The organism is Allochromatium vinosum DSM 180, from assembly GCF_000025485.1.
GTDB lineage: Bacteria > Pseudomonadota > Gammaproteobacteria > Chromatiales > Chromatiaceae > Thermochromatium > Thermochromatium vinosum.
On record NC_013851.1, the window covers coordinates 2,235,890 to 2,256,096 of the forward strand.

Consider the following 20,207-nt stretch of genomic DNA (forward strand, 5'->3'; position numbering starts at 1 on the left):
CAGCCATGGCCGACAACATCATCAGTTCACTGGGCGCCGGTTCCGGCATCGACATCAAGACGCTCGTCACCCAACTGACCGCTGTCGAGCGCGCACCGAAAGAACAGCGCCTGGATGCGCGCAAAGAGAGCCTGGAGGCACAGATCTCCGGCTATGGCCAGTTGCGCAGTGCCTTCGATACCTTCAAAGGCTCCCTGACACCCCTGAGCAACGGCGACCTCTTCAACGCCCGCTCGGCCACCGTCCCCAATTCGGACGTCATCACCGCCAACCGGGTCGAGCCCGGTGCCCAGACCGGCTCCTACTCGATCGAGGTGCAGGAGGTGGCCCGAGCACAAACCCTGGCGATCGGTGGCGCGGCCCAGACCGACCCCAAGGCGGCGCTCGGTGCCTCAGGCTCCATGACCGTCCGCTTCGGCGCCTGGACCGATGCCGACGGCAATCCCCAAGCCTTTGCCGCCAATGACGACCGAACGGCGCTGACGCTCAATATCAGCAACACCGACTCGCTCGAGGACATCGCCAGCAAGATCAACGCCGCCGACTCCGGCATGCAGGCGGCCGTGATCAAGGTCAACGACCAATACCAACTGACGCTGACAGCCGACTCGGGTCGCAACAACGCCATGGAGATCAGCACCAGCGGCACGAACCTGGAGGCATTTTCCTTCAAGGATGGCGCCCTCAACGCCAACCAGACCCAAGCGGCCCAGGATGCGCAGCTCAAGATCAACGGGCTTGCCGTCACCCGCGAGAGCAACGAGATCGACGATCTCATCGAAGGCTTTTCCTTCACGGTCAACAAGAAGGGCACCGCCGGCGAGAGCCTGAATTTCTCGATCACTGCCGACAAGACCGCCGCCGATCAGGCGATTCGTGATTTCGTCGAAGCCTACAACAGCTTCCAGAAGACCACCCAGGAACTGGTTGGCTATACCCGCGACGAGGACGACAATCTGGTGCGCGGCGGTCTGGCCGGCGACAGCACGGCACGCACCATGATCAACCGCATGCGCGAACAGATCGGCGGGATCCTTCCCGGTGCTCAGGGCGGCTTCACGGCTCTGACCAACCTCGGCATCCGCACCGAACGCGACGGCTCGCTCACGATCAATGAAACCGACTTCAAAAACGCCTTCGACAACAACTTCGATCTGCTCGAAGGCTTGTTCGCGAGCAAGATGAGCTCGACCAACAGCGCCGTCGAGGTCAAGGCCGGCACCTTCGCCTCGCGCGCCGTCGCCGGTACCTATGACGTTGAGATCACCCAGGATCCGACACGCGGTCAGATCGCCGGCAACGCCCTGACCCACGATTTCTCAGCGCCGCTGGATACCTCGGACCCGGCCGCCGACTATAGCTTCAACATCAATGTCGACGGCACCAATTCGGGTCTGATCAAGCTCACCGGCACCTACGCGAATGCCGATGAACTGCGCGCCGACCTTCAGGCCCGCATCAACGGCGACTCAAACTTGAGAGCGGCTGGCGTCGCCGTGGACGTCGAGTACGATACCGGCACCAACCAGTTCAATTTCGTCTCGCGCGAATACGGTTCGATCTCGAAGGTGAGCTTCACGTCGGCCAGCACCCAGATGGCCGAGCTGGGAATCGAAACCGCCCTGACCGGAACCCAGGGTCTGGATGTCAAGGGCACCATCAATGGCGTGGAAGGCTTCGGCGCCGGAAACGTCCTGCTGCCGGACGTTGACTCACCCGCCTATGGCCTGAACCTGACCGTCGGCGCGGGCGCAACCGCTCAGGGCAAGTTCCAAATCAGCTTCTCGCGCGGTGTGGCCGGCGAGCTGGCGAACATGATCGACAACTTCGTCGGCAGCACGGGTTCGATCAAGACCCGCGAATCCAGCATCCAGAAGCAGCTCGACGGCATCAAGGAAGAGCGCAGCGCACTCGACCGGCGCATGGAGGGTTTCCAGGCGCGACTCATGTCCCAGTTCATGGCCATGGAGAACATCGTCAGCAGCCTGAAGGATACCGGCAGCCAGCTGGACGGCATCAACGACCGCCTGCCCTTCACCGCTTCGAATTGAGGCAGGCGTCTTCAGGCTCCCCGGAGTGGCTCCAGGTCCCTCCGGGGTGAATGCGAACCCGATCACAATTCACAGACCGCCCTGCCTCAAGAAATCCGGCTCCGTGTCGTTACAGTCCCCAAGAGCGCAGCCAACCCCCTGCAAGACACCAGATCACCGGGTTGGAACACTCTCCCACTTTCAACGACCGACAGAGTCATCCAGTATTCGTCGAGGTAGGCCATGTACGCGATGCGCAGAGAACTGAACCAATACCGTCAAGCCGGTCCGATCGCCGAGATCGCCGTGGCCGATCCACATCGCCTGACCCAGATGCTGTTCGAAGGGGCGCTGGAGCGCCTCGCCGTGGCGCGCGGCGCCATGGCGCAGGGCAATGCTCCACTCAAAGGCCAGAAGATCGGTCAGGCCATGGAGATCATCGGCGAGTTGCGCGGCGCGCTCGATCTCGAACGCGGCGGCGAACTGGCAGCCAATCTGGATTCGCTCTACGACTACATGATCCGCCGTCTGGTCACGGGCAATGCCCGCAACGCCCCCGAGATGCTGGAAGAAATCTCGATCCTGCTGCGCGAGATCAAGGCCGGCTGGGACGCGATCCCCGAGCAGATGCGCAAGGCCTCCTGAGCCGAGTCGGTCCCGATCCGCGCCATCGTCGTACTTCGAGGTCGAGAGGCCGCCGCCTGATTCACGTATCAGACGGCAGGCCGGGCGACCGGCAATCGGCCGCCGCGATCAGGAACGCGCGAAACGCCTCGAAGACGCGGTGCATGGCCGCCGGCTTGTACGGATAGAGTTCGATCGGGTCCATGTCATGCACCACCATCGCCGGGTCGACCTCGAAGATCAGCAGCCGCCCATCGAGGGTCTCGGCACAATCGATCCCCAGATAGTCCAACCCGAATGCTGCATGGACAGCGGCCAGGGCGTGGGCATGGCGTCGAGCGAAATCCCGCTCGAAGTCGGCCATGAACGCGGCTTCCTCGGCACGTTTGGCCGCACTCACGTCCATACCGGCGTTGAGATAGTGGATCATCCAGTGATCCGAGACCCCCATGTGGACGGCAAAGGGCCGGCCATCGATCAGGACGACGCGGAATTTGCGAAAGCGTCCATCGGGGCTGCGATAATCGACGAAGGGCGAGACGAAGAACGTCTGGCTCGACTGAGCGTCGAGGACAGCGCGTAGCGCCTCCGGAGTATCGACCTTGGTCAACCCCTGCCCGGCATGCGAATCGAGCGGACGCACCAACAGCGGAAAGTCGAGTCCCCCCCTCCCCTCCTTACCCACCAACTCCCGGAGCCGACCGCGATCGAGACGCGCCGTGAGCGGAGCGACCAGCCCCGGCCGGCCCTGGAGCCGCCGACAGGCCCGGTCGCGCGCCACCTCGAGAATGCGGCGCGGATCGTTCAAGACCGGACGTGGCCAGTCGCGCAGACGCGGCGTCCAGGCTTCGAGCAGCGTCCGGTTGGCTTCAGATTCCCCGATGGCGACGAAGAGCAGATCATGCTCGGGGAGATCGACCGGCTCCGGAACAGTCGACGACACATAGTAGAGATCGAGTTCGATGTCGCGGCCGGCGAGCAGACATTCGACCGGGACATTGGCCATGATCGCGCCCGGCGCCATGAGCGCCAGCAGCCTGAGCCGCGCCGTCCCGGTGGCTGGAATGCGATAACGCCGTTGCTGCCCGAGCGCCTCGCGCTGGAGCCTCAGCCCCATCTCGGCATTGCCGAGACACTGCAAGACGATGGATGCATCCAGCAACGCCGCGCTGTCGCTCGGATCGTCTGCTGCGCGCTGCAACAGCGACTGACCAAACGGCGCCAGATCCTCGCCCGCCAGCGCGAGCCGCAACCATTTGGCGAGACCGAGAAAGGTCGACATGGACGCTTCAGCCTCCATGGCGCGCAAAATCCGTCATGAACTTGGCCAGCCGCTCGACTGCGGCGAGCGACATCCCGTTGTAGATGGAGGCGCGGATGCCGCCGAGCGAGCGATGCCCCTTGAGTCCGCTGAATCCGGCCGACTCGGCGCGGTGCAGAAAATCGGCCTCGCGCTCGGGCGTCGGCAGCCGGAAGACGACGTTCATCCGCGAGCGATCCGCCGGATGCGCCCAGCCTGTATAGACATCCGGATAGCGATCGATGACCTCATAGAGACACGCCGCCTTGTGCCGATTGAGCGCGTCCATCCGCTCCAGTCCGCCGATGTCTTCACGCAGCCAGCGCAGGACGCGCGAGACCACATAGATGGCCATGACCGGCGGTGTGTTGTAGATCGAACGGGCCTGAAGATGGGCGCGATAGTCGAGGATATCGGGGATTCCGGGCGGCACCTGATCGAGCAGCGCGCGACGGATGACGACCAGCGTCACCCCGGCCGGTCCCAGGTTCTTCTGCGCATGGGCATAGACCAGATCGAAACGCTCGGGGTCGCAGGGGCGCGAGAGGAAGTCCGATGACATGTCGCAGACCCGCCTGACCCCGTCAAGTCCGGGAATATGATGGAACTGCACCCCCTCGACCGTTTCATTGGAGACATAGTGCAGATAGGCCGCCTCGGGCGAGCACTCCAGCTCGTCTGCCGTCGGCAGTCGACGAAAGCCTGCGCCCTGACGTTCGCCATCCCAAAGCACCCGCACGTCGCCTTCCAGCCGCGCGGGCGCAATGGACTTGGCGCTCCAGTAGCCGGTCCGCAGATACTCGGCCACCCGCCCCGAACCGCGCAGCAACAGCATGGGGATCATCGAGAACTGGAGCGTCGCCCCGCCCTGGAGCATGAGCACCGCATGGCTGTCGGGCAGATCCAGGAGCGCTCGGAGATCGCGCTCGGTCTGCTCGATCAACCCGGCGAACCAGTCCGAGCGATGACTGACACCCAGGATCGAGAGTCCGATCTCGGGCACGGCGTCGATCGCCTGCCGGGTCTCGGCCAGCACCACCGCCGGCAACGCGCCTGGTCCACCCGAAAAATTGAGCGCGTTGCGATCGAAAGCGGTTTCAAACGTCATGAGCTGTCCTGGGTCAGGGTATCAGGCCGAACGCCGTTCCTCGTCGGCGACCAGATTGCGGAAACTCCGACGCAACTTGGAGAGCTTCGGCGCGATGACGGCCTGACAATAGCCCTGGGTCGGATAACGGCGATAGTAGTTCTGATGATACCCCTCGGCCGGATAGAATGTCGGCACGGGTTCGATCTGGGTGACTATGGGGGCCGGCCAGATCCGCCCGCCATTCAGGCGCGCGACCACAGCTTCGGCTATGGCACGCTGCCCGTCGTCGTGGTGGAAGATGGCCGATCGATACTGACTCCCGACGTCCGCCCCCTGACGGTCGCGCGTGGTCGGATCATGGGTCGCGAAGAAGACATCCAGCAGGGTCTCGTAGTCGATCACCTGATCGTCGAATTCGATCCGGACCACTTCGGCATGGCCGGTCGTCCCGGTACAGATCTGCTGATAGGTCGGGTTGGCGATCGATCCGCCCGCATAGCCCGAGAGCACCGACTCGACACCCGCAAGCGATTGAAAGACCGCTTCCAGACACCAAAAACACCCTCCACCGAGTGTTGCTTTGCGTATCGTCATGATCTCCCTCCAATGTTCGACATGAAACCCAAGCGGTCCGAGCGCCCGCCACGGACCGAACTCCTTCAGGTAGGGTCGCCCGCCGGTCCTGCCAAGACTGGCCATGACGCGCGCTGTGTGGCTGGGCACGCCTCATGAGTGCCGAGCGTATCCGGGTGCGGGGACTGGTACAGGGGGTCGGCTTCCGCCCGACCGTATGGCGTCTGGCCCATGAGCTGGGCCTGCTCGGTGACGTGCGAAACGACGGCGAGGGGGTGCTGATCCGGCTCCAGCCGGCCGACCCGACCGCCGATGACTCAGACGCCATCGATCGCTTCTGCGCCCGCTTGCACGCCGAGTGCCCGCCGCTGGCACGCATCGACGCCGTCGAGCGTACCCGCCTGGAGGCCCGGCTCGACACCACGACCTTCGCGATCCTCGGCAGCGACGCCGGCGCCGTCCACACCGGCATCGTCGCCGATGCCGCGACCTGTCCGGCCTGTCTGGCCGAAGTCCGTGATCCGGCCGATCGACGTTATCGTTATCCGTTCACCAACTGCACCCACTGCGGGCCGCGTCTGAGCATCGTGCGCGGCATTCCCTATGATCGTGCGCGCACCAGCATGGCCGCCTTTCCGATGTGCGCGCGCTGCCGGGCTGAGTACGAGGATCCGGCCGACCGGCGCTTCCATGCCCAGCCCAATGCCTGTCCGGACTGTGGTCCGCGCCTGTGGCTGGTCGACGCCGGGGGGCGGGAGATCGCTCCGGTGGAGCTGGACGCGCCGGACGCCATTGCAGCGGCCAGCCGTCTGCTGACCGAGGGGCGAATCCTCGCGATCAAGGGCATCGGCGGCTTCCATCTGGCCTGTGACGCCACCCATGACACGGCGGTCGAGACCCTGCGCCAACGCAAGCGGCGCTTTGCCAAACCGTTTGCGTTGATGGCGCGCGATCCGGACGTGATCCGGCGTCATGCGCGGCTGTCCGAACTGGAGGCCGAATGGCTGGCGAGTCCGGCGGCGCCGATCCTCCTGCTCGAACGCCTCCGCGAGTCCGATCTCGCCCCCGGCATCGCGCCCGGTCAGTCCACGCTCGGCTTCATGCTGCCCTACAGTCCGCTGCATCATCTGCTGCTGGCCGATTGGGACCGCCCGCTGGTGATGACCAGCGGCAATCTCAGCGACGAGCCGCCGTGCATCGACAATGCCGACGCCCTCGCCCGCCTGAGTGGTCTGGCCGATCATCTGCTGCTCCACGACCGTGACATCGTCAATCGGGTCGACGACTCGGTCTGGCGCCTCATGGACGGCCGCCCTCGCCCACTGCGGCGCGCACGTGGCTATGCGCCGGCACCGATCCGACTGCCGCCCGGATTCGCGTCGACGGCGCCGATCCTGGCCCTGGGCGGTGAACTCAAGAACAGCGTCTGCCTGATCCGCGACGGCTCGGCGATCCTCTCGCAACATCTGGGCGATCTGGAGGAGGCGCGCACCGCGCGAGAGTATCGCGCCACGCTCGCCCTCTATGGCGAGCTGTTCCAGCATCGTCCCGAGATCCTGGCCGTCGACCGCCATCCCGACTATCACTCCACGCAGCTCGGGCGCGCCTGGGCCGAACGCGAGGGATTGACGCTGATCGAGGTCCAGCACCATCACGCCCATCTGGCCTCAGTGCTGGCCGACAACGACTGGCCGCTGGACGGCGGCGCGGTGCTCGGCATCCTGCTCGACGGCCTGGGGCTGGGCGAGGATGGGACGCTGTGGGGTGGTGAGTTCCTGCTGGGGGACTATCGGAGCGTTCAGCGGGTCGGACATCTGACACCGGCGGCCATGCCGGGCGGCGTCCGGGCCATCCGCGAGCCCTGGCGCAATCTGCTGGCGCGGCTGGAGGACGCCGGCGGCTGGGAGCACTGGCGCGCGCGCTATCCCGACCTCGAGGTGATGCGGCGTCTGGAAGCCCAGCCGATCGGTCTGGCACGAAGCCTGATCGCGCGCGGCCTGAACGCACCCCGCTCGAGTTCGGCCGGACGGCTGTTCGATGCGGTGGCGGCGGCACTCGGCCTGGGTGGCGAGACCCTGAGTTATGAAGGACAGGCGGCGATCGAACTGGAGGCCCTGGCATCGACGTTTGCGCGGACATCCGGCACCGAGTCGGGCTATGTCTTCGATCTCGACTGTTCGAACCGCCCCTGGCGTCTGGACCCGACGCCGCTGTGGGACGCGCTTTTGTCCGACCTGGAGCATGGTCTGCCACCGGCTCGCGTCGCGGCACGGTTCCACCTTGGCTTCGCCGCCGCCATCAGCGACATGGGCGCGCGGCTGGCGCGAGATCTCGCTGTCGAGACCATCGCACTCTCAGGTGGCGTGTTTCAGAACCGATTGCTGCTGGAATCGGTCGCTGGTGGGCTACGCGATGCGGGACTGAAGCCACTCGTCCATCGCCGGCTGCCAGCCAACGACGGCGGACTGGCACTTGGTCAGGCCTGTATCGCGGCCGCGCTGACGAGCGACGCGGCCGGAGCCTGAGCCGGTCAGCCTTCACCCGCCGGCGCGATCGTGTCGAGCACCTGACGACGCCCTTTTTCATCCATGGCGCGGAAGGCTTCGACGAGCTGGCGTTCCTCGGGGGTGAGCGGACCACAGTCGTCGAGCATCAGCAGCCAGGCCGGCGTCACGTCACCGAAGGCCGCGGCCAGCTGACAGGCCGCCTCCAGCCCCATGCGACGAATCCCCTGCTCGTAGTTGCTGATCCTGGACTTTGAGAACTGGTCCTGAGTGCGTTTGGAGAGGTCGTTGAGCGACCAGCCGCGACGCATGCGTTCGGCGCGAAGACGTTGTCCGATCCGTGCGGAGAGTTGGGCGAATTCTGGTTCCACTGTGCGATGACCCCGCTGTTGGTGTGTCCGATGTTCGATTATGTTATTCGGCCCGACGCTGCGAGTGACTTTAGCAAATCCAGTGCGAATCGCCGGGCGCATTGGGCTATGATCAAGCCGAGTCAGGCGCCGACCCCGCGCGCCGGGTTCATGAGTTCCAATCCAGACTGGGTGTCACATGTTAAGAGACTGGTCCGACGTCTACTCGATCGGCATCGCCGAGATCGACGAGCAACACCGCGGCTTCTTCGAAGCGGCTCACCGTTTGTACGAGGACATCCTCGATCGCGAGGGTCGCAACGCTGTCGTCGAGGCGATCACCTTCATGCGCGACTATGCCAATCGGCACTTCGAAACCGAAGAAGCCTTCATGCGCGAGCACGACTATCCCGGACTCAAGGATCACCTGCGCCAGCATGCGGCCTTCTTCCGTCGCCTCGACGAGCTGGAGAACGATCTCATGATCTTCGGTCCCAGCCAGGATCTCGCCGACCGTGCGCTCGACATCACCCAGGATTGGCTCATCGATCATATCGCCGATGAGGACATGCTGTATTCGCTGCATGTCAAAACGGGAGACGCTCGGGTGACGATCTGAGGCTCCCGCTCCGACACAAAGCGAGTTCATGCGCGTCCGGTGGACAAGCATAGCGCAGTCCAGCCGGATTGTTTCAATCGAAATGGATCCTTGATACGGGCGGCGATTGATTTGGCCGCCCGGGCGGGGTATGGCCTGACGGCCCTTCGTCAGTACACCCGTTCCTTCGGGGGGAAGGACTCGACGGTCAGCGGCTTGGTACGCACCGGCTTGTAGTCCATGCGGTCGCCGTCCTGATAATAGAGACTGTGCTTGAGCCAGACCTGATCGTCGCGTTCGGGATAGTCGGGGCGTGAGTGCGCGCCACGACTCTCCTGACGATGCAGGGCGGAGACGGCGATCGACAGACCCACATCGACCATGTTCTCCAGCTCCAGCGCCTCGATGCGCGCGGTGTTGAAGACCTTGGAGTGATCGGTCAAACGCACCTCGGGCAGCCGGTCGCGCAGCGCGCGCAGACGCTCGACGCCTTCGGACATGATCTCCTCGGTGCGGAAGACGCCGGCATGGTCTTCCATGCACTTTCGGAACTCGGCGCGCAGTTCCTGCACCGTGGCCCCCTCACCCTTCTGCTCCCAGCGCGTCAGCCGCGCCATCGCCTGATCCAGGCTCGCCGAATCGGCGGCGCGCTGGTAGGGGTTCTCGCGCACGAAGTCGATGATGTCCTTGCCCGCCAGACGCCCGAACACCAGGATGTCCAGCAGCGAGTTGCCGCCGAGACGGTTGGCGCCGTGTACAGAGGCACAGGCGCATTCGCCCGCCGCGTAGAGTCCGACCACGACCTCCTCGGAACCCGTGCCCGCCGGCATGGCCACGCGCCCGAAGCGGTCGGTCGGGATGCCGCCCATCGCATAGTGCGCGGTCGGGAACACCGGGATGGGTTCGACGACCGGATCGCAACCGGCGAAAATCTTGCTCGACTCGCGGATGCCCGGCAGCCGCTTGGCGATGACCGACTCGCCGAGATGGTCGAGCTTGAGCATCACATAGTCGCCGTTCTCACCGCAGCCGCGTCCTTCCTTGACCTCGGTGACGATGGCGCGCGAGACCACGTCGCGGCTGGCCAGATCCTTGGCGCGCGGCGCATAGCGCTCCATGAAGCGTTCGCCATGCTTGTTGACGAGATAGCCGCCCTCGCCGCGCGTGCCCTCGGTGATGAGCATGCCCTTGCCGGCGATGCCGGTCGGATGGAACTGGAAGAACTCCATGTCCATCAGCGGGATGCCGGCACGCAGGGCCATGGCGCAGCCGTCGCCGGTGTTGATGTGGGCGTTGGACGTGGTGCGGAACACCTGACCACAGCCCCCGGTCGCCAGCAGTGTGGCCTTGGATTCGATCAGCAGCGGCTCGCCGGTCTCGATCTCCAGCACCAGGGCGCCGCAGATGATGCCCTCGGCGTCGCGCACCAGATCGATGGCGAAGAACTCGTCGAAGAAGTGCGTGCGGGCGCGGATGTTCTGCTGATAGAGCGTATGCAGGATGGCGTGTCCGGTGCGATCCGCCGCCGCACAGGTGCGCGCGGCCTGATCGCCGCCGAAGTTCTGGCTCTGGCCGCCGAAGGGGCGCTGATAGATCTTGCCGTTGTCCAGGCGCGAGAAGGGCACGCCCGCGTGCTCCAGCTCATAGACGGTCGGAATGGCCTCGCGGCACATGAACTCGATGGCGTCCTGGTCGCCCAGATAGTCCGAACCCTTGACGGTGTCGAACATGTGCCAGTGCCAGGAGTCGGGCAGCACGTTGGCGAGCGCCGCGTTCACGCCGCCCTGTGCGGCCACGGTGTGCGAGCGGGTCGGAAACACCTTGGAGACGACGGCCACGCGCAGATCCGCGCCGGCCAGTTGCAGCGCCGCATTCAGGCCCGCGCCGCCGGCGCCGATGATGAGGGCGTCGAAATGACGTGTTGGAAGACTCATACGGAACTCAACCCCCGATGCCGGCAGTGATGATCGCCTTCACGAACCAGAGTCCGGAGGCGACGATGATGAAGACGAACCAGGTCATGAGACCCACGCGCAGATTGGTGAGACGCACATAATCGATCAGCACGTCGCGGATGCCGACCCAGGCATGGGCGAGCACCAGCGGCACGCCGAGCATCAGCGCCATGGCGACCAGCGGATGCGCCACCCAGGCCACCAGTTCGGCGTGGTCGGCGGGGGCGTCGAAGATGAATTTGAGCAGCAGATAGCCCGCGAGAAAGGACAGATAAATGGCCGTGGTGCGCTGCAACAGCCAGGCCATGAGTCCGGATGCTTGACGACTCATGCGTTCAGTCTCCCAGCAGGAACGACAGGATGATGGACAGCACCAGCAGCACAGGCGCCGCATAGAGCGTGAGACGGGCGGTTTCGCGCGCCATCGCACGATCGAGGCCGACGCCGTAGTCCAGGAAGAGATGACGGATCCCGGCGACCAGATGATGGAACAGCGCCCAGAGCAGTCCGAGCAGAACCAGCTTGATCAGCCAGGTATCCAGAACGGCGGCGGTCGCCGCGAAGCCTTCGGGGCTGGACAGAGCCTGATGGAACAGGATGGCGACGATCGGGATCGTGAGCACCATCAGTACACCACTGACGCGGTGGAGAATGGAGACGATACCTGACAGCGGCAGCTTGATCCGCAACAGGTCGAGAAACACGGGTCTGGGAGTAGTCATCTTGGAAGGGATCCAGTCTTTTGTGCGGCGCAACAGAATATCGATTTGTCACCCGGTCCGGCAACTGCTATCACATTCGCAGCATGGCACGGGCGGCCCGGAGCATCGGCGTCGGCAGTCGCTGCTTGAGCCACATCAGCGCCGGATAGGGCAGGAAGCGTACCAGCGCGCGCGGATGGACGGCACGCAGCAGTCCGGAGACGCGGTTGGCCTTGGACGACATCAGGAGGCGCACCGGGGGCGCGCTGTTGACCAGACTGCCCTGACGCCAGCGGGTGATGGCCCCTCGTCGGGTGCCCGGACTCAGATGATAGGTCAGGGCCTCGCCGAGACTCAGGGCCGGGGCGAAGGGCAGCAGGCGTCCGGTCGGGTCGGGCGAATAGGGGAAGTCGCCGATCTCGCGTGCGAGCAGTACGCTCGGGCGCTCGACCAGGAATTCCAGACGGCTGAAGTAATGAGGCATGAGGGCCATGATCTCAGCCGGCGTGAGCCATCGGCTGAGACTGTCGCTGAAGGCGTGGATGCCGGCGCGAAATGCGCTCAGACCCCATTCCCGGATCTCGGCGCCCTCGGCGTTGAGGATGGGGTGATGGACGCCGGCGCGCGCTTCGTAGCCCAGAGTGCTGCCGTGATCGGCCGCCGTGAAGCATTCGACGATCTCGCGCAGGGCGGTCGGATCGCGCCAGAACTGGCCGGGCTGGAAGGCGAAGGCCGTCTTGCGGTTGCTCGCGGCGCCGGCGCGTGCCTGGCCCATCAGGCCCCAGTAGAGGCCGTGCAGGCTGACCCGGTTAGGCTCATCGCCGTTCAGGATGGCGTGCAGCGAATCCTGGATGGTCCCGCTCCAGCCGACATCGACCAGACAGACCGGATCGCTTGTGGTCAGCCCTTCCTGATCCAGATAGTCCAGCAGACGGGCGCGCTCCAGCGCGGCCTGTTCGAGGACGAGCGCCTTGAGTTCGGGGTTCGAGACGAACAGCGTGCGCAGACGCCGCCGGGTGCGGTCATCGAGCGGTGTATCGGGTGATCCAGTCAGGCCCGTGGCCGCCTGGAGCCGTTCAATCAGGGTCTCGGGCCGGGCGCTCAGACGATGGGCGATGTCGATGAGCGACATCTCGCGGTGCGAGACCAGGATCCAGTCGACCAGTGCCTCGTAATCCTGATCGACACAGCGATGACAGGCCAGACGCGAGACGTGCAGATAGCGCGTCTCCAGATCCGCCGGCCCGAGCCGACGGGCGATGTCGAGCAGCACCTGTCCGTCGCGGGCGAGGAAATAGAGCCGGTCATGGCCCTGGGTGCGCGCGTGATCGATCACCCAATGCACGAAGGGCAGCAGCAGGGGCGCGGCATGGATGGCTCCCAACCGCGCGCGGTCGGAGTCGAGCGTCAGACGGCTCTCGCGCAGAACGCCCGCCGAGACCTGCCAGCCGAAGTCATCCTCGTTGGCGCCGAAGGCTTCGTCTGGCGTCAAATGACAGGCATCGAACAGCGTCACCTGACAGCCCTTCTCGCGCGGACGGCTGATGTCGCTGATCAGGTTGTCGCCGATGTGTTGGATCTCGGCGAGCGCCACGCCCTCGACTTCGGCCACATGCTCGAACAGCCGACCCGACGCCTTGTTGAGCTTGATCTCTGAGGAGAGATAGAGCGGCGCGGCCTCCAGCAGGAACGGATCGATGCCGTCGAGCAGTCGCTTCAGATCCGAGCGGCGCAGATACATGTCCGAGATCAGCACCACCCGCTCGCCACGCTCGGCGAGCGCGCGAAACCGCGCCAGCATCTCGGGGACGCCATAGAGGAACTCGGACTCGGCGGCGAGTTCGAGTTCCATCAGACGCTCGATGTCGGCGTCCGTGAGTCCGTGCCGTCGACCGAGACAGGCGTGGATGTCGGCGAAGTCGATCTCCTCGACCTGATGCGCGGCCTGGGGATCGCGCTCGCGTGCTTCGAGGCGAGCGGCGTATTCAGCCGCCACGCGCTCGTGCGCGAAGCGCCGGCAGAGTTCAGACGGCAGTCCCTGCGGATCGGCCAGCAGCCGGCGTTGCAGATGGACGAAGACCCCGCGCGGCGTGCCGACCCGACGGGTGATGAGGGTGTCGAAGATATCGAATGAATAGATCATCTGGACTGATGCCATTTCCAGGCATGTTCGATCGTCTCGGCCAGATCGCGATAACGCGGCTCCCAACCGAGCAGACGCCGCGCCTTGTCGGCATCGGCATAGAGCACCGGCGGATCGCCCGGACGGCGCGGGCCGATCGCGCGCGGAACCGGACGACCGGTGACGCGCTCGGCGGCGGCGATGACCTCCAGCACCGAAGCCCCCTGCCCCGTCCCGAGATTGAAGGCCCCGCTCCCTTCGCCCGCGCGCAGATGGGCGAGACTCCTGACATGGGCCTCGGCTAGATCGGCGACATGGATATAGTCGCGGATACAGCTCCCGTCCGGGGTCGGATAGTCGTCGCCGAAGACCTGGAGCTGTGGACCACGCCCAGCGGCCGCCTGGAGCGCCAGCGGAATCAGATGGGTCTCGGGATCGTGATCCTCGCCGACCTCGCCCTCGGGATCGGCGCCCGCGGCATTGAAATAGCGCAGCGCGATCCAGCCCAGACCATGGGCCTGCTCGAAGTCGGCCAGCATCCGCTCGACCATCAGCTTGGAGGCGCCATAGGGGTTGATCGGACGCTGCGGATGGTCCTCGGTGATCGGCGTCCGGTCCGGGATGCCATAGGTCGCGCAGGTGCTCGAAAAGACGATGTGCGGGATGGCGTGATCGCGCATGGCTTCGAGCAGCGTCAGGGTGCCGGCGACATTGTTGCGGTAGTAACGCCCCGGATCGCGCACCGACTCGCCGACATAGGCATAGGCGGCGAAATGGATCACCGCCTCGGGCCGATGACGTTCGATGACCGCATCCAGACAGGCGCGGTCGCTGATGTCGCCGATCTCCAGCGGTCCCCAGCGCACGGCCCACTCATGGCCATAGACCAGATTGTCGAGCGTGATCGGCCGGTAGCCCGCGCATGCCAGCGCTTTGCAGGTGTGGCTGCCGATATAGCCCGCACCGCCCGTGACCAGGACCGGGATCATGCCAGCCCCCGGCTCAGCAGGCCCTCGAAATAGAAGATGGTCTGCTTGAGTCCGTCGTCGAGCGGCACGCGCGGCTCCCAGCCGAGCAGTTCACGCGCGCGCGTGATGTCGGGCTGGCGCTGGGTCGGGTCGTCCTGCGGCAGCGGCCGGTAGACCAGTTCGGACCTGGACCCCGTGAGTTCACGGATGCGTTCGGCCAGTTGGCGCATGCTCAGTTCGATCGGGTTGCCCAGATTGATCGGCCCCGTGATCTCGGCCGGGCTGGCCATGAGCCGCACGAACCCCTCGATCATGTCGTCGACGAAACAGAACGAGCGCGTCTGCGAACCGTCGCCATAGAGGGTGATCGGCTCGCCTTTGAGCGCCTGGACGATGAAGTTCGACACCACCCGCCCGTCGTTCGGATGCATCCCCGGACCATAGGTGTTGAAGATGCGCGCGACCTTGATTTCGAGCCGGTGCTGACGGTGATAGTCGAAGAACAGGGTCTCGGCGCAGCGCTTGCCTTCGTCGTAACAGGCGCGCGGACCGATGGGATTGACCCGGCCCCAATAGGTCTCGGACTGCGGATGGCACTCGGGATCGCCATAGACCTCGCTGGTCGAGGCTTGCAGGATGCGCGCCTTGGTGCGCTTGGCCAGACCCAGCATGTTGATGGCGCCATGCACGCTGGTCTTGGTGGTCTGCACCGGGTCGAACTGATAGTGAATGGGTGAGGCCGGACAGGCGAGATTGTAGATCTCGTCGACCTCGACATAGAGCGGAAAGGTGATGTCGTGGCGCATCAGCTCGAAGTGCGGATGGCCGAGCAACTGGCTGACGTTGTCCTTGGTTGCGGTGTAGAAGTTGTCGACGCAGATGACCTCGCAGTCCTCGGCGACCAGCCGCGCGCACAGCCGGCTGCCGAGAAACCCGGCCCCGCCGGTGACCAGGACACGTTTGTGTAATGTCTTCATAAGGATTCGATTAGCACAGATTCGATCAGGACGCCGACTCGCCCACGCCGAGCGTGTCGAGTCGCGGATAACAGAGCATCACCATGTCCGCGACCGGCGATTGCAGATCCAGGCGCTTGAAGCTGAAGTAATAGCCCAGCTCCAGCGACTCCAGCCAGGGCTTGATCTCCAGGAAGTCCTTGGGATGGTGATAGACGCTGACGATGAGTGCCGGACGATAGCGGCGGAGGGTTTCGACCGCGCCGAGCAGGGCCTCCTTCTCCAGCCCCTCGATGTCGAGCTTGATGAGTGCCGGGCGCAGATCATGCCGCGCGACCAGGGCGTCGATGGTATCGAACTCACACCGGACGCGACTCTCGCCGCCGTGCGCCGCCTCGTCGCGGAAGTCGGCGAGCAGGCTGGTGCCCTGATCGGGGAAGTCGTCGGCGCCGTGATGATGCATCTCGAAGTGGCCGCGATGGTCGTGCAGACCCTGGGGTTCGGGGATGATGCGTCCCTGAAGACCGAAGCGTCCGACATTCTCGCTCAGCCGCTTGAAGTTGACCGGATCGGGTTCGAGCGCCAGCACCCGTGCGTTCGGACAGGCATCGGCGAGCTGCACCGCCGAGTCGCCGATGAAGGCCCCGCCATCGATCACGTCGCCCCCGGCGCGGATGCGGGCCTGGATGTCGCGCGGAAAGGCGTTCAGGCCATAGAGCGCCTCGAACACCTCGGCCGAGAGCCAGGGGTATTCGTCCAGGAACGCCTGATAGCGTGCGGCAATCCGAGGCGCCGGACGGGTGTTCTGCCGGAAGCGCTCGGCCGGACGCCAGAGCAGATCCCGGTGCAGCAGGAAGCGGCTGTAGTCCTGGCACTCGGGCAGATACTTGTCGTAGATGCGCACGAAGGTCTCGACCAGGGCGCGGTCGTTCTCGGACAGGCCGCGCTGGAGTGTCGCCAGACGCTCGGGCATGTCCGCATGATGTTCACGCAGATAATCGCGCCAGAAGTTGACCCAATAGGTCGCGACCCCCTGATAGTTGGTCAAGAGATCGGCGCAGCGCGGATCCTGAACCTCGATCACCCGCCGTCCCAGGACACGATGTTTGATCGGCTGGACCCAGGGCAGACCGCCGACTCGGGCGCGCAGGGCGCGTGCCTTGTCGCGCAGCCGTACGCGCCCCGACGAGAGATAGCGCCGCGCCGTCAGTTGCAGGGCCAACGCCCGATGCGCGCCCTGACGATAGAGCGGCGAGGCGAAGACGCGCTCATAGAAACGGATCGCCTCGGGGTCGAGTAGATGGGGATAGTCGCGCACGAAGCGCTCCTCGTCGGCCGACAGCCCGTCGAGAATGCCGCGATAGGCCAGATAACGGAATCGCGGCTCGATGTCGCGCGTCCAGAAGTATTGCAGGCTCATCTTGTACTGCATGAAGTCCTGGAACACTGCCTCGTAGACGCCCTGCTCGCGAAAGAGCGCGATCCCTTCCCGGAAGATGCGGAAGATGTCGAGATGATGGCGCCCGCGATGCCACATGATCGAGCCGGCGCGCATCCGGTACTTGTAGAGCTTCTCGGGCAGCATCACGACCTTTTGGGCCGCCAGCAGCACCTGCCAGTGATAGACGTTGTCGTCGAACTGCAAACCGTCCGGAAAGCGGAAGTCGTACTGGTTCAGGAAGTCCATCCGGAAGAACTTCGACCAGGTGTAGTGATAGTGCAGAATCTCGAGCTTCTGCTCCAGCCGGGTCTTGGGCTCTAGGCTCCAGCTGTCGAAGTCGTAATACCAGTTATCGAACTCGCGCTCGTCCTCGATCATCAGGTGCTGGAAGACGATGAAATCGGCCCCGGTACGCTCGATCTCCTCGACCAGACGCGAGACGGCGCCCGGACGCAGCAGGTCGTCCGAATCGACATGCAGCAGATAACGTCCCCGTACGTGCGCCAGGGCGGTGTTGCGCGTGGAGGCCAGTCCACGGTTGGTCTGATCGACGATGCGGATGCGCGGATCGCGCCGTGCATACTCGGCCAGGATCGCGGGCGACTCGTCGGTCGAACCGTCGTTGACGCAGATGATCTCCAGATCGGTGAAATCCTGCGTGACGATCGAGTCCAGACAGGCCCGCAGATAGGGGGCAACGTTATAGACGGGCAGCGCAATGCTGACGGTGGGAGAACCCATGAATGCCATGCTCCGCGGAAAGCTGTGATCCAAGCGTCAAGGGTCGCCCGGACCAGGTGGATCGTAAAGGGGTTTAGGGACGTTCGCTCGCGCGTGCCGCCGAGAGATCGCGAATCAGACGCCGTCCGGTCGCGCGTTCCTGCCTGAAACGCCTGAGGTGCTTTCGCAGCGTGCGCGTCAATTTCAGGCTGTCGAGCACCGAGTGCTTGACGAGCACCTTGAGACCTTGTGAGAGCGGATGCAGTCTCAGGATCAGACGCGCCAGGGGCGCACTGCGCACCAGACTGGCCTCGTACCACTCGGTCATGAGCCGCCGATCCTCATAGCGGCGCCGGAACGCATAGTCGAAGGCTTCGCGCACCCCAAAGGCCGGCGCCGACTCGCGCAGGGCCAGATCGCAATGATCGCCCGAATAGGGCACACGGCCCAGCGTTTCGGCGATCAGACGCGGCGGCTTATGCATGAGTTCGAACAGACGCGGCAGGACAGCATCGAAATGCTCGGTCAGGAGCGGATAGCGTCCGGCCAGTCGCGCATACTCGGTCGCGAACCACTCGGCGCCGTCCAGGAATTCGCCGACGCCCCAGTCGCGCAGATGGCCGCCGTCGTCGCGTAGTTTAGGCACGATCCGCCCATCCGGCCGGCGTTCGTAGCCGACCGTCTGACCATGATCGGCCTGCGCCAGCAGTTCGGTATGGAGCGCGACGATGTTGTCCTCGACATGGTTGGGCCGGATCGCATAGGCCGTCTTGCGATTGCGCGCGCTGGTGTAGTGCGAATAGTGGAAGAGCCCGAAATAGAAGCCGTGGATCTCGATATCCGGTTTGTGAGACGCGGCAATCTTGTAGAGCGAGTCCTGACTGCCGCCCATCCAGCCGATGTCCACGGTCCCGACCGGGCCGGCGTCGAAGAAGTCTTCCTGTTGCAGATAGGCGATGAGCAACTCACGCGCACGCCGGGCGTTGTCGAGGATCGCCTCGCGGATGGCGGGGATCTCGTCGAAGTGTTCGAGCAGTTCCAGCGTCAGGGGCTCGGGGATCGAGGCGTCCAGATCGCTCAGGCGCGCGCGCAGTGCGTCGGGCAAGAGGGCGTGCAGTTGCTCGCCCGTCATGTCGACGCGCTCGGCGAGCATGGCCAGCGACAGCATGGGGATGCGCTCGGCCAGCCAGCGATGCTCGCGCGGTGTGATCTCGAACACCGAGGGCAAACGGAAGGCCCGCCTCGATCCGTACAGATAGCGCAGATCCAGATCGAGTCCGCGCTCGCGCGCGATGGCACGCGCGAGACGCAAAAAGATCATCCCATCGCGGGCGATGAAATAGAGCCGCCGGATGCCGCGCTGACAGGCTTGATCGAGTACGTCGCGGATGAAGCCGTAGAAGAGCGGACCGGCGAGTCCGGCCCCGATCAAGGCGTGCGGCGAGGCGTCCGGATGCAGGATCCGATAGGTCTTGGAGGAACCGGCCAGCAGTTGGCAGAACAGGCTGTCCTCCTCGTGAGAGGCCCACTCGATCTCGGACAGCAGAGCACCCTTGTAGCGTTCGGCCGCGATCCCCATGGCACGCGGCATCCGCCAGTCGGCGCGAACGTCGTCGCCCAGATGGATCAGCTGGCCGGGCGCGACGCCTTCGGCCTGGAGGACATGCCTGAACAGCTCGCCCGAGCGCTTGGTCAGTCCCAGATCGGATGCCACATAACACGGACAGGCGGCCAGACGCGCATCGATGCCGGCCAGCAAGTGCTCGACCTCGGCGCCCGTGAAATCCGTGTCCGAGATCAGCACCACCCGCTCGCCGGCATCGAGCAGTCGGTGAACGCGTGCGATGTTCTCAGGGATGCCGATCAAGAGCTCGGCGGTGATCTCCACTTCGAGTTGCCGGATCCTGGCGATCAGAGCAGGATCAAGCTCCGGATAACGCTGGGCGATGCGGGCATAGATTTCGTCGAGACGAACCGCGATCGGTTCCTCATCCTCCGTACCCTCCGGATAGCGCACCTGGTAATCGGCCGTAGTGCGAACTTCCAGAAATTCCTCGACCAAGCGCGTCGGCAGCCCGAGCTCCTCCTGGATATGCAATGCGTGCCGCAACGCACAGAGCACACCTCGCACGCTCGCCGTGCGATAGGTCACGAGCGTGTCGAAGACGCCGAAGGAGAAAACCGTTTTCCGGGTCATGCCGCATCCACCCTCGAATCTCCGCCGGCATCGCAGGATCCAATGCGGCGGGGATCAGCGTTCATTTTCTATGAGATC

16 protein-coding genes are annotated in these 20,207 nt (G+C 64.7%); 4 read left to right on the forward strand and 12 right to left on the reverse strand.

Going from position 1 to position 20,207, the window contains the following annotated elements; all coding sequences use genetic code 11:
- Positions 1 to 5: 5 nt before the first annotated feature.
- The gene (gene fliD, locus ALVIN_RS09710) at positions 6 to 2,051 is read left to right on the forward strand and encodes a flagellar filament capping protein FliD (RefSeq protein ID WP_012971150.1); all 2,046 of its coding nucleotides are present in this window, start codon (positions 6 to 8) and stop codon (positions 2,049 to 2,051) included.
- 222 nt (positions 2,052 to 2,273) lie between these two features.
- Entirely contained in the window at positions 2,274 to 2,675 is a 402-nt protein-coding gene (fliS, locus tag ALVIN_RS09715; RefSeq protein ID WP_012971151.1) for a flagellar export chaperone FliS, read from the forward strand.
- 61 nt (positions 2,676 to 2,736) lie between these two features.
- Here the strand turns inward: fliS and ALVIN_RS09720 are convergent, their stop codons facing one another.
- From ALVIN_RS09720 to msrA, 3 genes are read right to left on the reverse strand one after another with little or no spacing between them, the layout of a single operon-like run.
- Complete coding sequence (locus ALVIN_RS09720; protein ID WP_012971152.1) at positions 2,737 to 3,936, reverse strand: ATP-grasp domain-containing protein; 1,200 nt, start codon at positions 3,934 to 3,936, stop codon at positions 2,737 to 2,739.
- A 7-nt stretch (positions 3,937 to 3,943) separates the two neighbouring features.
- A complete protein-coding gene (locus ALVIN_RS09725) occupies positions 3,944 to 5,062 on the reverse strand; it encodes a phosphoserine transaminase (protein ID WP_012971153.1) in 1,119 nt (372 codons plus the stop codon).
- Positions 5,063 to 5,083: 21 nt separating this feature from the next.
- Complete coding sequence (gene msrA, locus ALVIN_RS09730; RefSeq protein WP_012971154.1) at positions 5,084 to 5,638, reverse strand: peptide-methionine (S)-S-oxide reductase MsrA; 555 nt, start codon at positions 5,636 to 5,638, stop codon at positions 5,084 to 5,086.
- 134 nt (positions 5,639 to 5,772) lie between these two features.
- Between msrA and hypF the strand changes: the two genes are divergently transcribed.
- Positions 5,773 to 8,142 (forward strand): carbamoyltransferase HypF, encoded by a 2,370-nt coding sequence (gene hypF, locus ALVIN_RS09735; RefSeq protein ID WP_012971155.1) that lies wholly within the window; start codon positions 5,773 to 5,775, stop codon positions 8,140 to 8,142.
- A 5-nt stretch (positions 8,143 to 8,147) separates the two neighbouring features.
- Here the strand turns inward: hypF and ALVIN_RS17110 are convergent, their stop codons facing one another.
- Entirely contained in the window at positions 8,148 to 8,492 is a 345-nt protein-coding gene (locus ALVIN_RS17110; RefSeq protein WP_043795605.1) for a helix-turn-helix domain-containing protein, read from the reverse strand.
- A gap of 178 nt (positions 8,493 to 8,670) precedes the next feature.
- On the opposite strand from ALVIN_RS17110, the gene ALVIN_RS09745 reads away from it, so the two are divergent.
- Complete coding sequence (locus ALVIN_RS09745) at positions 8,671 to 9,090, forward strand: bacteriohemerythrin (RefSeq protein WP_012971157.1); 420 nt, start codon at positions 8,671 to 8,673, stop codon at positions 9,088 to 9,090.
- 149 nt (positions 9,091 to 9,239) lie between these two features.
- Here the strand turns inward: ALVIN_RS09745 and sdhA are convergent, their stop codons facing one another.
- The 8 genes from sdhA to ALVIN_RS09785 all read right to left on the reverse strand — a co-directional run bounded on the left by sdhA (position 9,240) and on the right by ALVIN_RS09785 (position 20,129).
- Positions 9,240 to 11,003, reverse strand: a complete 1,764-nt coding sequence (gene sdhA / locus ALVIN_RS09750) for a succinate dehydrogenase flavoprotein subunit (protein WP_012971158.1) — start codon at positions 11,001 to 11,003, stop codon at positions 9,240 to 9,242.
- 7 nt (positions 11,004 to 11,010) lie between these two features.
- Positions 11,011 to 11,355 carry a succinate dehydrogenase, hydrophobic membrane anchor protein gene (gene sdhD, locus ALVIN_RS09755; protein WP_012971159.1) on the reverse strand — a complete coding sequence of 115 codons (345 nt, stop codon included), beginning with the start codon at positions 11,353 to 11,355 and terminating at the stop codon, positions 11,011 to 11,013.
- 4 nt (positions 11,356 to 11,359) lie between these two features.
- Positions 11,360 to 11,746, reverse strand: coding sequence for a succinate dehydrogenase, cytochrome b556 subunit (gene sdhC, locus ALVIN_RS09760; protein ID WP_012971160.1), 387 nt, complete (start codon positions 11,744 to 11,746; stop codon positions 11,360 to 11,362).
- A 70-nt stretch (positions 11,747 to 11,816) separates the two neighbouring features.
- Entirely contained in the window at positions 11,817 to 13,868 is a 2,052-nt protein-coding gene (locus tag ALVIN_RS09765) for an HAD family hydrolase (protein WP_012971161.1), read from the reverse strand.
- Entirely contained in the window at positions 13,865 to 14,836 is a 972-nt protein-coding gene (gene galE, locus ALVIN_RS09770; protein WP_012971162.1) for a UDP-glucose 4-epimerase GalE, read from the reverse strand. Before galE ends, ALVIN_RS09765 begins: the two co-directional genes overlap by 4 nt.
- Positions 14,833 to 15,792, reverse strand: coding sequence for a UDP-glucuronic acid decarboxylase family protein (locus tag ALVIN_RS09775; RefSeq protein ID WP_012971163.1), 960 nt, complete (start codon positions 15,790 to 15,792; stop codon positions 14,833 to 14,835). The genes galE and ALVIN_RS09775 overlap by 4 nt, the downstream gene beginning before the upstream one ends.
- 25 nt (positions 15,793 to 15,817) lie before the next feature.
- Complete coding sequence (locus ALVIN_RS09780) at positions 15,818 to 17,953, reverse strand: FkbM family methyltransferase (RefSeq protein WP_012971164.1); 2,136 nt, start codon at positions 17,951 to 17,953, stop codon at positions 15,818 to 15,820.
- Positions 17,954 to 18,026: 73 nt separating this feature from the next.
- Positions 18,027 to 20,129: an HAD family hydrolase gene (locus tag ALVIN_RS09785; RefSeq protein WP_012971165.1), complete on the reverse strand. Its 2,103-nt coding sequence runs from the start codon at positions 20,127 to 20,129 to the stop codon at positions 18,027 to 18,029.
- Positions 20,130 to 20,207: the final 78 nt, after the last annotated feature.

What these genes read in the sequence shown, in the direction of transcription:
- fliD (WP_012971150.1), top strand. Translation starts at nt 6, where the DNA reads ATGGCCGACAACATCATCAGTTCACTGGGCGCCGGTTCCGGCATCGAC.
- fliS (WP_012971151.1), top strand. Translation starts at nt 2,274, where the DNA reads ATGTACGCGATGCGCAGAGAACTGAACCAATACCGTCAAGCCGGTCCG.
- ALVIN_RS09720 (WP_012971152.1), bottom strand. Translation starts at nt 3,936, where the DNA reads ATGTCGACCTTTCTCGGTCTCGCCAAATGGTTGCGGCTCGCGCTGGCG.
- ALVIN_RS09725 (WP_012971153.1), bottom strand. Translation starts at nt 5,062, where the DNA reads ATGACGTTTGAAACCGCTTTCGATCGCAACGCGCTCAATTTTTCGGGT.
- msrA (WP_012971154.1), bottom strand. Translation starts at nt 5,638, where the DNA reads ATGACGATACGCAAAGCAACACTCGGTGGAGGGTGTTTTTGGTGTCTG.
- hypF (WP_012971155.1), top strand. Translation starts at nt 5,773, where the DNA reads ATGAGTGCCGAGCGTATCCGGGTGCGGGGACTGGTACAGGGGGTCGGC.
- ALVIN_RS09745 (WP_012971157.1), top strand. Translation starts at nt 8,671, where the DNA reads ATGTTAAGAGACTGGTCCGACGTCTACTCGATCGGCATCGCCGAGATC.
- sdhA (WP_012971158.1), bottom strand. Translation starts at nt 11,003, where the DNA reads ATGAGTCTTCCAACACGTCATTTCGACGCCCTCATCATCGGCGCCGGC.
- sdhD (WP_012971159.1), bottom strand. Translation starts at nt 11,355, where the DNA reads ATGAGTCGTCAAGCATCCGGACTCATGGCCTGGCTGTTGCAGCGCACC.
- sdhC (WP_012971160.1), bottom strand. Translation starts at nt 11,746, where the DNA reads ATGACTACTCCCAGACCCGTGTTTCTCGACCTGTTGCGGATCAAGCTG.
- ALVIN_RS09765 (WP_012971161.1), bottom strand. Translation starts at nt 13,868, where the DNA reads ATGATCTATTCATTCGATATCTTCGACACCCTCATCACCCGTCGGGTC.
- galE (WP_012971162.1), bottom strand. Translation starts at nt 14,836, where the DNA reads ATGATCCCGGTCCTGGTCACGGGCGGTGCGGGCTATATCGGCAGCCAC.
- ALVIN_RS09775 (WP_012971163.1), bottom strand. Translation starts at nt 15,792, where the DNA reads ATGAAGACATTACACAAACGTGTCCTGGTCACCGGCGGGGCCGGGTTT.
- ALVIN_RS09780 (WP_012971164.1), bottom strand. Translation starts at nt 17,953, where the DNA reads ATGGGTTCTCCCACCGTCAGCATTGCGCTGCCCGTCTATAACGTTGCC.
- ALVIN_RS09785 (WP_012971165.1), bottom strand. Translation starts at nt 20,129, where the DNA reads ATGACCCGGAAAACGGTTTTCTCCTTCGGCGTCTTCGACACGCTCGTG.